Here is an 11962-nt window from a genome sequence, read left to right as displayed (position 1 = left end):
TCGAATTGGAGCCGGCCATGTCCGGCAGACAGGGGGATCTCATGTACACTGCCATTTCTGCCAAGCTCATCAACATCGCTGCCGCCGCCCTGACGGGTGCGGTTCTTCTGTTCGGCGCCGGCAATGGCGTTGCCCATGCCGCCAATCAGATCGTGGCACGGATTTCGCTTTCGCAGCAGACGATGGAAGTCCTGGTCGATGGGCGGCCGACCTTCGCGTGGAAGGTTTCGACCGGCGCCAAGGGGCATGTCACCCCGACCGGCTCGTTCAAGCCGACCCGCATGCACCAAATGTGGTATTCGAGGAAATACGACAACGCGCCGATGCCGCATTCGGTTTTCTTCAAGGGCGGCTACGCCGTCCATGCGACCAATTTCGTCAGGCGCCTGGGACAGCCGGCCTCGCATGGCTGCGTGCGGCTGCATCCGGCCAACGCCGCCGATTTCTACCAGCTTGTCGAGATTTTTGGCCCGGCCAACACCCGGATCGTCATCGTCAAATAGCTACCAAGACGATCGGCCTGACGGGTATGACTGCCCAAGAAAAAGGCCGGAAGTTCCGGCCTTTTTTCGTCAATCAATCAATCGGCACCGGCATCAGCTTCGGGTCCGGCTTCTCGGCGTGATGCGGCAGGTCCTTGCTGGCGATGAAGGTGTAGAACATCGGCACCACGAACAGGGTGAACATGGTTCCCACCAGAATGCCGGTGAAGATCACCAGGCCCATCGAATAGCGCGCCGCGGCACCCGCGCCGCTGGAGATGATCAGCGGCACCACGCCGAGCGCCATCGCCGCCGTCGTCATCAGGATCGGCCGCAGCCGCACCTTGGCCGAGGCGATGATGGCATCGCGGCGCCGCATCCCGTGGAGCTCGCGCTGCTGGTTGGCGAACTCGACCAGAAGAATGCCGTGCTTGGTGATCAGGCCGATCAGCGTGATCAGGCCGACCTGCGTATAGATGTTGAGCGTTCCCAGCCCCAGATTGAGCGGCACGATCGCGCCGAAGATCGACAGCGGCACCGACATCATGATGATCAACGGATCGCGGAAGCTTTCGAACTGCGCCGCCAGCACCAGATAGATGACGAGAACGGCTGCCGCGAAGGCGATGATGATCGTGTAGCCCTGTTCCTTCTCCTGCCGCGACTGGCCGGTATAGTCGATGAAGAACGTGTCGGGCAGGCTTTCCCTCGCGATATCCTCGATGGTCTTCAGCCCATCGCCGGTGGTGACGGTGGGCAATGGCAGAGCGGAAATCGTGGCGGAGTTCAACTGGTTGAACTGCTCGATCACGGCCGGCGAGGCATTGGTCGAGATCTTCACCACTGCCGAGAGCGGCACCATCTCGCCCGACGCGCTGCGCACGAAATACTCGGCCAGCTTTTCAGGGTTGTCGCGGAATTTCTGCGGCACTTGCGGGATGATGTCGTAGCTGTTGGATTCGCGGTCGAATTGCGCCACTTCGGCGCCACCGACCAAGAGGGTCAGCGTCCGACCGATGTCGGCGATCGGCAGGTTGAGCGCCGCGGCGCGGTCGCGGTCGATCGTCACCGTCACTTGCGGCGCGTCGAAGGTCATCGAATTCTGCACGACCATGAAGCGGCCGGAGGCCTGCGCCTTGTTCTTGATGTCCTCGGCCGCCTCGTAGACCTGGGAGGCCTCGCCGGTCGAGCGCACCACCATCGTGATCGGCAGGCCGCCGCCGGAGCCTGGGAGCGTCGGCGGTGCGAAGACGAAAGCTTCGACGCCCGCCACCTTGCTTAGGCGACCCGTGATGTCTTCCTGGAGTTCCTTCGAGCTGCGCGTACGCTCGGCCCAATCCTTGAACGCAAAGCCGACGAAAGCGGTGTTCGTCTGGCCGCCGCCGAAGGCGACCGCCGAGAACCGTGCCCGCGTCTCAGGCAGGTCATCGACCAGGCCGAGTATCTGATTGACGTAGCTCTCGGTATAGTCCGATGTCGCGTAGCGCGGCGCGGTCACCAGGGAAAGCAGGAAGCCCTGGTCTTCTTCCGGCGCCAGTTCGCTCGCGGTCCTGGTGAACATGAAGCCGGTCGTGGCGACCAGTGCGATGACGATCATCAGCGTCACCGGGCGATATTTCAGCGAGCCGCTGACCAGCCGCTCGTAGAGGTTTTCGACGCGCCCGAACGTGTTGTCGACAATGCGCTGGAAGCGGCTGTGCGAGCCGGCCCTCAGGATGCGTGCCGACATCATCGGTGTGATGGTGAGGGCGACGACACCCGAAAGCACCACCGAGCCGGCAAGCGTCACCGCGAATTCGCGAAACAGTGCGCCGGTCAGGCCGCCGGTGAAGGCCAGCGGCGCGAACACGGCGGCCAGCGTTATCGTCATGGCGACGACGGCGGAGGAGATCTCCCGCATGCCGTTGAAGGCCGCCTGCATCGGCGACATGTTGTCTTCTTCCATGTGGCGGTGAATGTTTTCCACCACCACGATGGCATCGTCGACGACGAGGCCGATCGCCAGCACCATAGCCAGCAACGACAAAAGGTTGATCGAATAGCCCAACGAAAACAGCAGGAAGCAGACGCCGATCAGCGACAGCGGAATGGTCACGATAGGCATCAACACCGAGCGGAATGAGCCGAGGAAGAGCAGGATGACGACGATGACGATGATGACCGCCTCGCCGATGGTCTTGAACACCTCCTCGATCGAAGCGCTGATCTGCTCGGTCGAATCGTAGACGATCTCGATCGTCATGCCGAGCGGCAGCGTCTCCTGGATGGTCGGCACAATTTCGTGGATCGCCTCCGCTGTCGTCAGCGGATTGGCGGCCGGCGTCGGGAAGATGGCGAGGAAGATGCCGGGCTTGCCGTTGAAGCTGACCCTGGTGTCGGTGTTCGCCGCGGCGAGCTCGACGCGCGCGACGTCGCGCAGTCTCACAACATTGCCGTTGTTGGAGCGGAGCGGAAGGGCGGCGAAAGCCTCTGGCGTCTGCAGCGTCGAGCGGACGGTGATCGAGGAAGCCACATACTCGTTTTCGGTATTACCGGGCGCGGAGAGAAAATTCGATTCGTTGATGGCGGTCAGCACTTCCGCCGCCGTCACGCCGCGCGCCGCCAGTTTGATCGGGTCGATCCAGACGCGCATCGAATATTCGGCGGCCCCGAAGATCTGCACGTCGGCAACGCCCTCGACCGTCGACATGCGCGGCCGCACGACTCGTTCGATATATTCGGTGAGCTGTTCCGGCGTCATGTTCGGATTTTGCATCGAGATATACATCATCGCGAACTGCTCGCCGGTGCCCTTGACGATCACCGGGTCTTCGGCCTCGTCCGGCAGCTCGCCGCGCACGCCTTGTACCTTCGACAAGACTTCGTTCAGCGCGATGTCGGGGTTGGAGCCGAGTTTCATCTGCACCGTCACGGTGCTGGAGGACGGCCGGCTCGCCGACGTGACATAATCGATGTTTTCGGTCGAAGCGACGGCACGGGCGATCGGCGCGGAAATGAACCCTTGGATCAAGTCGGCGCTGGCGCCGGGATAGGCCGTGGTGATGGTGATGGCCGTTTCTTCAACTTCCGGATACTGCCGGATCGAAAGGTTGAAGATGCCCTGGAAACCCAGAAGCAGGATCATCAAGGCGAGCACGGTCGAAAGGACCGGACGGCGGATGAAGAGGTCGGAAAAGCTCATTACTGGGTTGCCTGCTGGTTTGCCGGCTTGGTCGGGTCGATCGTGTTGTCGACGGCAACGGACATGCCGTTGGAGAGCCGGTTCTGGCCGGCGGTAACGACTTCGTCGCCGGGCGCGATGCCTTCCAGGATCTCAACCAGGCCGGCGTTGCGGCGGCCGGGCTTGACGAACACCTGGGCAAGCACGAGCTGCGGCTTCTGTTCTTCCGCTTTCGGTTCGGCCGGGGCAGCAGCCGGTTTTTCCTCCGGTTTTGCCGCGGGTGCGTCGGCCGCGGGCTTCGCAGTATCCGTGGCGGGCTTTTCTTCCGGCTTCGCAGCAGCAGGGGTCGCGCCATTGGCCGAGGCCGGCTTCGCAGGGCGCACCACAAAGACAAAGTCACCGTACAGGCTGGAGGTCAGCGCGGTCTGCGGCACCGTCAGCACGTTGTTTTCCTCGGGCAATTCGACGCGCACCTGCACGAACTGGCCAGGGGTCAGCTTGCCTTCGGGGTTAGCGACCTCGGCCCTGACCGTCACCAGCCGGCTGGTCGGGTCGATCTTCGGGTCGATACCGCGGATGGTGCCGGCGAACGGTAGCTCGCCGTCGCCAATGCCCAGCCGCAGCTTCTGGTCGATCTTCAGTAGCGGAAGCTGCTGTTCGGGAATCGAGAAATCGGCCCGCATCGTCTCCAGGTCCTGCAGTGTCACTACGGAAGTGCCGGGTGAGAGGTACTGGCCGAGATCGATCCTGGGGATACCTACCGTGCCGCCGAAGGGCGCTGTCAGCAGCTTCTGATCGAGCACCGCCTGCAGCCTGTTGACCTGCGAAGCGGAAGCCGATGCGGTTGCCCGCGCCGTGTCGAGCGTCGATTCCGAGCCGACACCGCGTTTCTGCAATTCAAGGGCGCGTGTCAAAGCCGTCTGGTCGAGCGCTGCTTGCGCCTTCGTCGCATCGAGATCGGCGCGCTCGGCGGCATCGTCGAGCTGAAGGAGAACCGCGTTGGCTTCAACCTTCTGATTGGCGTGAAATAGGATGTCCTTGACGATGCCGGCGGTTTCGACGGTCAGGTCGACGCCGCGTACCGCGCTTACCGTGCCGATCGCCTCGACGCCCGGAGTCCAGTTGGTCGGCTCGACGATTGTCGTCGACACCGTCGCGGCCGGCGGCTTCATCGTGGCGAAGAATTGCTGGATCGCATTGTCGCGGAACAAATTGAAGCCGACGATGCCGCCGCACACCAGCACGAGCAGAATGAAGGCGATGATGAAGCGCTTGATCACGAACAGTCCCCTTGGCCATGGCCCGGCATAACGGTCGGATGACCGAAACACATACCTGTGACTGGTCCCGATTTCAAATGACGGCGATCTTACTGTACCGTCTGGACGGTCTTGTCAATTCCGCATAGGCTAATGTATGGGGAGCGATTGATGAAAGCCCGAAGAGCGAATTCGCGCGAGAAGATTCTCGCCGCCGCCGCCGCCGTGGCGCGCGAGACGGGGCCCGGCAGCCTGTCGCTGGACGCCGTCGCCAGCCGTGCCGGCGTGTCGAAAGGCGGCTTGCTGTACAATTTCCCGACCAAGGCGAAACTGATGCAGGCGCTGGTGGAGGATTACCTGCGCGCCTTCGAGCAGGCGCTGGAGTCCGCCCGCACGGCCGGCGTCATCGGCGAAAGCCCGCTTGCGACTTACATCAAGCTTTCAGCCGAACATGCCGAGGAGTCGAAACCGTCGGCTTCCTGGATATTTTCGGCGATCGCCGAGGATCCCGATTTCCTGACACCGATAAAATCGTTCAGGCGGCAGGTCTTCGAGCGGCTCAAGGGAGAGACGCCGGACCTCAAGGCACTGCTGGTCTGCTATCTCGCCATCGAAGGGCTTCGCAGCATGAACCTCTTCGATTCGGACGTCCTTTCACGGGACGAACGTCGATTGCTGGTATCGTCCTTGCTGGAGATTGCGGGATAGATCGAGGATGCCATCAGAAGCCGTCCGGCCAACGGTTTCTCGTCCGATGCGGTCCAGCGCAGCCTTTCCGTCCTATCCAAAACCGGTGCGCACCCTCGGGTCAGGTCGATAGCAGCGCTTTTGAGCGCGCCAACGTCACCATCAACGGCCTGGGCGAAGCAGCTGCCATCGAGCGGGAGCGCGCCGGCATCGAAGCGGATTTCGGCGTCAAATGCCGTTACTCCGGCGCCAACATGATGGATGCGGCAGCGGTGAGCGCCATGGTGCGCGAGGCCGAAGAGACCTTCGGCAGTCTCGACATCCTGGTCAACAATGCCGGCATCCAGCATGTCGCGCCGATCGAGGAATTCCCGGACGACAAATGGGAAGCCATCATCCGCATCAATTTGCTCGCCGCCTTGTTTGCAATCAAGGCGGTGCTGCCCGGTATGAAGGCGCGCAAATGGGGCCGCATCATCAACACTGCGTCGGCGCACGCGTTGGTCGCCTCGCCGTTCAAATCAGCCTATGTGTCGGCCAAGCACGGCATAGCGGGCCTGACCAAGACAGTGGCGCTGGAGGCGGCACTTGACGGCGTCACCGTCAATGCGATCGCGCCCGGCTACGTCTGGACGCCGCTGGTCGAAAAGCAGATTCCGGACACGATGAAGGCGCGCGGCATGACCGAGGAAGAGGTTAAGCGCGACGTGCTCCTCGCCGCCCAGCCGACCAAGGAGTTCGTCACCGTGGACGAGCTTTCCGCACTGGCGTTGTTCCTATGCTCGGATGCGGCAAAGCAGATCACCGGCACAACCTTGCCGATTGATGGCGGCCGGACGGCGCAGTAAGCACCGGCGCCATTGCCGCAGCCATCATTGTCACGGCCGGATTTCCAACGTATGCCGACGCCATGCCGCACCGGTTGCGTGAACAATCGGCGGGACGCAATGATATGCCGATTGGTGAAGCATGAGCGAAATCAAGGTGGAGCGTCTCACCAAGCGGTTCAATGAAACCGCCGCGCTTGACGCCGTTTCGCTCGACTTTGCGGCGGGCTCATTTACGGCGCTGCTCGGCCCGTCCGGGTGCGGCAAGACCACGATGCTGAGACTGATCGCCGGCTTCGAGGCGCCCAGCCAAGGCCGCGTGCTGTTTGGCGACGAATTGATGGCCGATCCGCAGCGGCAGGTGCCGCCGGAAGCGCGCGGCGTTGGTGTCGTCTTCCAGTCCTATGCGCTTTGGCCGCATATGGATGTCGCCGAAAACGTCGCCTATCCGCTGAAAGCCCGGCACGTCAAACGGGGCGAGATCGCTGGCCGTGTCGGCGCGGTTCTCGATATCGTGGGACTCAATGGGTTTGAAAGCCGCCGCATCGAGGAACTGTCCGGCGGCCAGCGCCAGCGCGTGGCGCTGGCGCGCTGCCTCGTTGCCGACGCCAAAATTATCTTGTTCGACGAACCGCTCGCCAATCTCGATATGCATTTGCGCTCGTCGATGGTCGACGCCTTTCGCGACATCCATCGCCGCACCGGCGCCACCATCGTCTATGTCACCCACGACCAGGCCGAGGCCCTGGCGCTGGCCGACCGCGTTGCCATTATGAGCCGAGGCAAGGTGCTGCAGGCGGCGGCGCCGCAGGAGGTCTATCGCGCCCCGGCCAATGCCACGGTTGCCGGCTTCGTTGGGCGCGGTTCCATCGTTGGGGGGACAGTCATCGATCATGCCGAAGAAACCGCGACGGTCGACATAGCCGGGCATCGCCTCGTGGCGCGAAGTGCCGGGACATCGGCAGGGCCGGTGAAAATCCTGCTGCGACCGGAAGCGCTGCGGATTTCACCTGAGGGCATGCCGGCGACGGTGCTCGACAGCGTCTATCGCGGTCCGGTGCATGAGGTGCGGCTGGCCTTGCCGATGCCAGGGCCAGGGCCAGGACCAGGACCAGGACAGGAATTGCTGATCGACAGCACCGAGGCAGTGGCAGTCGGCCAGAGCGTGAATGTCGCCGTCTCGGACGCCTGGATTATTCCAGGCGCCTAACGCTGCTTACCGCCAGGGCAAGACGCCTGCCGGAAGCCGCCGGCCGAACCGGTCGAGCACAAGCAGCAGGACGACGACAACGGCAATCGTGGAAACGGCGATCGCGGCGGCCTGCGTTCCCAAGCCTGCTTCCTCGAGGCTGAACAGCACCACGCCGAGCGTCTCATTGCCGCTCGACCAGAGCAAGGCCGAGACCGTCAGCTCGTTGAAGGCGCTCATGAAGACGAGCAGCCCGCCTGCCACTGCCGCGGGTGCGGCGAGCGGCGCGGTTATCGTTGCAAGCCGGCGCAGGGACCCAGCACCCGACACCGCCGCCGCCTCGTCGAGGTCGCGTGAAATCTGCCCGACCGCGGTAGCCACTGGTTTCAAGGCGAGCGTGAAAAACCGCATCGCGTAGGCGACCACGATGATCGAGGCCGTTGCATAGAGGCTGCCGACCAGCGGCAGCGGGCGCAGGAACAGGAGGATGCAGGCTATCGCAAGCACGACGCCGGGGACCGCATAGGGAAGGTCGACGATGCCGCTGAGGAGACGCTGCCAACGCCGGCCGAGCCGTTCGAGCACAGCGGTCACCGGGATGACGCCGATGGCGAGGATCAGTGCCGCAGCACCGGCAAAAAGAAGGGAATTGCGGAAGGCGCGAACGGTCGAAGCCTGGCGGACAAGAACCTCGGCATAGTTGGACGCGGTCAACGTTTGCCAGCCAAGCGGGACACCGAAGGACGGCACGAGCGACGTCGCCAGCAGAGCGCAAGCCGGAAGCACGAGGATGAAGCCGATCGCCAGCCAACCGAGACCGGCCAGCAGCAGGCGGTAGCGCCCGAGCTCGAAACGCGCCGGCGTGCCTGAAGTAAAGCGGTGAGCGGCGCCGCGCAGAGCCAGCGACTGGCAAGTGACACCGGCCAGCGCCAGCACGCCGACCAGCACCGACAGCGCGGTGATCTGCGGCAAGACGCCAGGTCCAAAACTCGACAGGTCCTGATAGATCAGCGTCGGCAACGTCAGATAGTTGACCGGCATTCCAAGCAGGGCCGGGATACCGAAATTGCCGACGCCGGAAACGAAGGCGAGTGCCGCCGCAGCCACGATATAAGGACGCACGATTGGCAGGACGATGGTTCGCAGCACGAAGAGCGGCCTGGCGCCGGAGGCCCTGGCTGCTTCGACGAGATCGCGAGGAATCCGCGAAAGCCCCGCCCGCAACGTGATGAAGACGATCGGCGCGTGCTGGACTGCGTAAAGCAGGATGATGCCATTGCGGCCGAGCATCGGATTGGGTGTGCCCGGTGGCGGCGCCATGCCGACCATGCCGAGAAGCGTGCTGGACGGGCCAAACAGATGCAGCCACGACAAAGCGGTCACCTGCGGCGCGATCATCAGCGGCAGCAAAAGCAGGAAACCAAGGGGCTTTCGCCCGGGCAGGTCGGTCATGGTGACGGCGATGGCGACGGGGCCACCGAGGCAGACCGCCAGCACGGCGCCGAAAAAGGCAGTATCCAGCGTATGCCACGTCGCCCGTAAGGCGGCGGGCTTGGCCAGGCGTTCGGCGAATGCGCCGAAATCGAGCTCACCGCCCGGCGCGACGGCCGCGACGAGGAGCCTGACCATCGGCAGCAGACTGAGCAGGGCGATGACCAGCAGAACGGCGAGCGCCGACGCGCGAAACCCCGATGTGGTCCGCACCCCGGGCCCGCGCCGTGCCGGCACGGACTGCCCGGGGAGGATATACTGCGCGGACGATACCACTGGCGGCTGGACTCGCTACTGGCTCATCACGGCGGCGAACTTTTCCTTGTTGGCGGCGTCGTTGGCGAGCGCGGCGGCCGCATCGTAGCGCAGCACCTTGATCGACGAGCGATCGGGATAGCCGGCCGGCAAGGCAATATCGGCGCGCGCCGGAATGTAGCCCATCTTCGCGGCGGCTTGCTGTCCGTCCTTGGACAGCAGGAAATCGACGAAGGCCTTGGCCGCCTCGGTGTTCTTGGCCGTGGACAGTATGGCGACAGGCTCGGTGACGGCCGAGACGCCTTCCCTCGGGAATACGAACTCGACGGGCGCGCCCTTGGCCCTTTCGCGGATGGGCATGTAGTCGACAATCATGCCGAACAGCTTGTCGCCGCCGCTGACGGCCTTCAGCACGTCGCCATTGCCGCCGCTTGCCTGGGCGCCGTTCTTGGCGAGCGCGTTGTAATAGTCCCAGCCTTCCGGCAGGTTTCCGGTCAGCGTCACGGTGTGGATCATCGCCGCACCCGAGGTCAGCGGGCTGGGCATCGCGACAAGGCCCTTCGCCTCCGGCCTGGTGAGGTCTTCCCAACTCGCCGGCACGAAGGGCGCCTTGGTGTTGTAGACAATGCCGGTGGTGATCAGCTTGGTCGAGAAATAGGTCTTGTCCTTGTCGTAGAGGGTGGCGTCGATGCCGGAGACATCGGCCTCGGGATAGGCGAGCAGCCTTCCTTCCTTCTTCAGCCCTTCCATGGTCACAACGTCGGCGATCAGAAGCACGTCCGCCTGCGGCTGGCCGGCTTCGATCTCAGCACGCAGCTTGGCCAGGATCTTCGGTGTTCCATCGCGCACCCATTCGACCTTGACTGCGGGGTATTTCGCCATGAAGGCATCGACGGTCTGCTGAGCGTCGGTGTTGGGCTGGCTGGTATAGAGGACCAGCGTGCCGTCGGCAGCTGAAGCGCCTGCGATGGCGGATGCCAAAAACATGGCGGCGAGAATGATCTTGCGCATGGAAAACCCCACTTCGTGTGAAGAGACGGATCCGGCTGAGCGCCGGATGCGAGAACGCTCTCCCTAGCGCCGCAGGATAAACCTATTGTGACAGGCGGGGATCGGCAAGGATGGCAGGTTTTTCGTCGCCTCGGACGATCCGGGGAACTTTTGCTCGGCTGGCGATTTTGGATGTATGGGGAGACGCTGAACGGCCAGAAGGTGATTGCCGATGACGACAAGACGCTTTGCGATCCGCGTGCTCGCTCTCGCGATAGGCTGTAGCCTATCCGCTTCCGCCTTCGCGGGCGACAAGCACCGCGACCACCGGGTTCAATCCGAACGCTACGTTCCCGCCGAAGACGATATCATCGACATCCTGTTTGGCGGCCCGCGCTACTATGACCAGCAGTTGGTCACCACAGCCGCAGGAGCCTGCTCCTACCACCGGATCGGACCCGACGCGAATGCGCTAAACAAGATCAACGATCACCATTGCGGGAAGTAGGCGCGGGCACTCAGCGCCCGCCAGCCTCCTTCATCCGCGCGATGATCTCGGCCATCAGCGCCAGGTCGCGGCGCGAATCCGCCAGGTCCGTCAATGGCCTGGTGCCATCTGAGATGTGGCGGTGGAAAGTCTCCAGCTCGTTGGAGAAGGCGTCGCCATAGAGCGGCCCGAAGGTCCGCGTGACCGGGCCGAGCGGTCCGGCTTCCGTCACTTCGAGCCGTGTCGGCAGGCTGCGGATATAGGGCGTGTCGTAGACGATGCGGATGCGTTTGGTGTTCGAGCGCACCTCGATCATGGCATCGAACAGGCCGAGATCGTCGACCACCGCGTCATACTGGCAGGCGAAATGGCCGTAGTCGAAGGTCACTGAGGTGTTGGCGCCGCCATTGGTCCGGTGCGCGGCGAGCACGCGAACCGGTTCGCCGATGAGCCCGCGCATCGCTGAGATGTGGTGCGACGACAGCGCGGTCAGGCCGCGATAGGCGCGCACGAGATCGGCCGGCGCATCGGCACCCACGATTTCGCGGATCAGCGTGTCGCGCTCCCTGGCGCCGCGTGCCAGTAGCGCCGAGTCGATATCGCTGGGATAGAGGATGTTCTGGCTCCTCTTCAGGAAATGCCGGCCTTCGGAGATCAGGTCGAAGATGCGCACATGAGTGATGTCGGCGAAGGCGGGTAGTTCGTCCCTGGCAGCCAGATAGGCAGGTGCATAGCGGCGCATGTAGCCGACGAAGATCGTCTTGGCGTAATTCGTCGTCAGCACCAGCAGTTCGTCGATCTCGCGCACCGTCAGACAAGCGGGTTTTTCCAGAAGGACGTGCTTGTCGGCTGCTACGGCAGCTCGGACGAAACGGCTGTGGGTGTCATCTGATGACAGAACAAAAACTGCGTCGATGTCGGGCGAATTGATCAGCGCTTCTGCCGTTTCGAAGGCCTTGGCGGTTGGGTATTCGGATGTGCACAGCGCCACCAGGCTCGGCGAGACGTCATGGACGCCCGCTATCACCCAGCGATCGCGCTGGTCGGCCAGCACCGGCAGATGGATCGACTGCGCGACCTCGCCAAGACCCACAAGTCCGACACGGATTATCGCCACTCGCAAACTCCCTTTGTA

General features: G+C 63.3%; 10 protein-coding genes. 5 read left to right on the top strand and 5 right to left on the bottom strand.

Annotation, left to right across the window (positions count from 1 at the left end; translation table 11 throughout):
• The first annotated feature begins 41 nt into the window (after positions 1-41).
• Positions 42-503: a L,D-transpeptidase gene (locus RPG13_RS02720; RefSeq protein ID WP_337126976.1), complete on the top strand. Its 462-nt coding sequence runs from the start codon at positions 42-44 to the stop codon at positions 501-503.
• Between the two features lie 73 nt (positions 504-576).
• Here RPG13_RS02720 and RPG13_RS02715 read toward each other — a convergent pair whose 3' ends face one another.
• Complete coding sequence (locus tag RPG13_RS02715; protein ID WP_292714039.1) at positions 577-3663, bottom strand: efflux RND transporter permease subunit; 3087 nt, start codon at positions 3661-3663, stop codon at positions 577-579.
• Positions 3663-4922 (bottom strand): efflux RND transporter periplasmic adaptor subunit, encoded by a 1260-nt coding sequence (locus RPG13_RS02710; protein ID WP_442921325.1) that lies wholly within the window; start codon positions 4920-4922, stop codon positions 3663-3665. The genes RPG13_RS02715 and RPG13_RS02710 overlap by 1 nt, the downstream gene beginning before the upstream one ends.
• A gap of 150 nt (positions 4923-5072) precedes the next feature.
• Here RPG13_RS02710 and RPG13_RS02705 point away from each other — a divergent pair, with 150 nt between their 5' ends.
• From RPG13_RS02705 to RPG13_RS02695, 3 genes are all read left to right on the top strand, one after another.
• The gene (locus tag RPG13_RS02705; protein ID WP_337124340.1) at positions 5073-5609 is read left to right on the top strand and encodes a TetR/AcrR family transcriptional regulator; all 537 of its coding nucleotides are present in this window, start codon (positions 5073-5075) and stop codon (positions 5607-5609) included.
• Positions 5610-5683: 74 nt separating this feature from the next.
• A complete protein-coding gene (locus RPG13_RS02700) occupies positions 5684-6436 on the top strand; it encodes a 3-hydroxybutyrate dehydrogenase (RefSeq protein WP_337126974.1) in 753 nt (250 codons plus the stop codon).
• A gap of 121 nt (positions 6437-6557) precedes the next feature.
• Positions 6558-7625, top strand: a complete 1068-nt coding sequence (locus RPG13_RS02695; RefSeq protein WP_126104652.1) for an ABC transporter ATP-binding protein — start codon at positions 6558-6560, stop codon at positions 7623-7625.
• Between the two features lie 6 nt (positions 7626-7631).
• Here the strand turns inward: RPG13_RS02695 and RPG13_RS02690 are convergent, their stop codons facing one another.
• Positions 7632-9308: an ABC transporter permease gene (locus RPG13_RS02690; RefSeq protein ID WP_126104653.1), complete on the bottom strand. Its 1677-nt coding sequence runs from the start codon at positions 9306-9308 to the stop codon at positions 7632-7634.
• Between the two features lie 78 nt (positions 9309-9386).
• A complete protein-coding gene (locus RPG13_RS02685) occupies positions 9387-10361 on the bottom strand; it encodes an ABC transporter substrate-binding protein (protein WP_337124339.1) in 975 nt (324 codons plus the stop codon).
• A gap of 211 nt (positions 10362-10572) precedes the next feature.
• On the opposite strand from RPG13_RS02685, the gene RPG13_RS02680 reads away from it, so the two are divergent.
• Positions 10573-10848 carry a hypothetical protein gene (locus RPG13_RS02680; protein WP_095487090.1) on the top strand — a complete coding sequence of 92 codons (276 nt, stop codon included), beginning with the start codon at positions 10573-10575 and terminating at the stop codon, positions 10846-10848.
• Positions 10849-10858: 10 nt separating this feature from the next.
• On the opposite strand, the gene RPG13_RS02675 is transcribed toward RPG13_RS02680, so the two are convergent.
• Positions 10859-11944, bottom strand: a complete 1086-nt coding sequence (locus RPG13_RS02675; RefSeq protein ID WP_337124338.1) for a Gfo/Idh/MocA family protein — start codon at positions 11942-11944, stop codon at positions 10859-10861.
• Positions 11945-11962: the final 18 nt, after the last annotated feature.

It is taken from the genome of Mesorhizobium sp. ISC15, from assembly GCF_037162615.1.
Taxonomy (GTDB): domain Bacteria; phylum Pseudomonadota; class Alphaproteobacteria; order Rhizobiales; family Rhizobiaceae; genus Mesorhizobium; species Mesorhizobium mediterraneum.
This window is presented reverse-complemented; position numbering and strand designations above follow the sequence as displayed.

What these genes read in the sequence shown, in the direction of transcription:
- RPG13_RS02685 (WP_337124339.1), bottom strand. Translation starts at nt 10,361, where the DNA reads ATGCGCAAGATCATTCTCGCCGCCATGTTTTTGGCATCCGCCATCGCA.
- RPG13_RS02705 (WP_337124340.1), top strand. Translation starts at nt 5,073, where the DNA reads ATGAAAGCCCGAAGAGCGAATTCGCGCGAGAAGATTCTCGCCGCCGCC.
- RPG13_RS02695 (WP_126104652.1), top strand. Translation starts at nt 6,558, where the DNA reads ATGAGCGAAATCAAGGTGGAGCGTCTCACCAAGCGGTTCAATGAAACC.
- RPG13_RS02715 (WP_292714039.1), bottom strand. Translation starts at nt 3,663, where the DNA reads ATGAGCTTTTCCGACCTCTTCATCCGCCGTCCGGTCCTTTCGACCGTG.
- RPG13_RS02680 (WP_095487090.1), top strand. Translation starts at nt 10,573, where the DNA reads ATGACGACAAGACGCTTTGCGATCCGCGTGCTCGCTCTCGCGATAGGC.
- RPG13_RS02720 (WP_337126976.1), top strand. Translation starts at nt 42, where the DNA reads ATGTACACTGCCATTTCTGCCAAGCTCATCAACATCGCTGCCGCCGCC.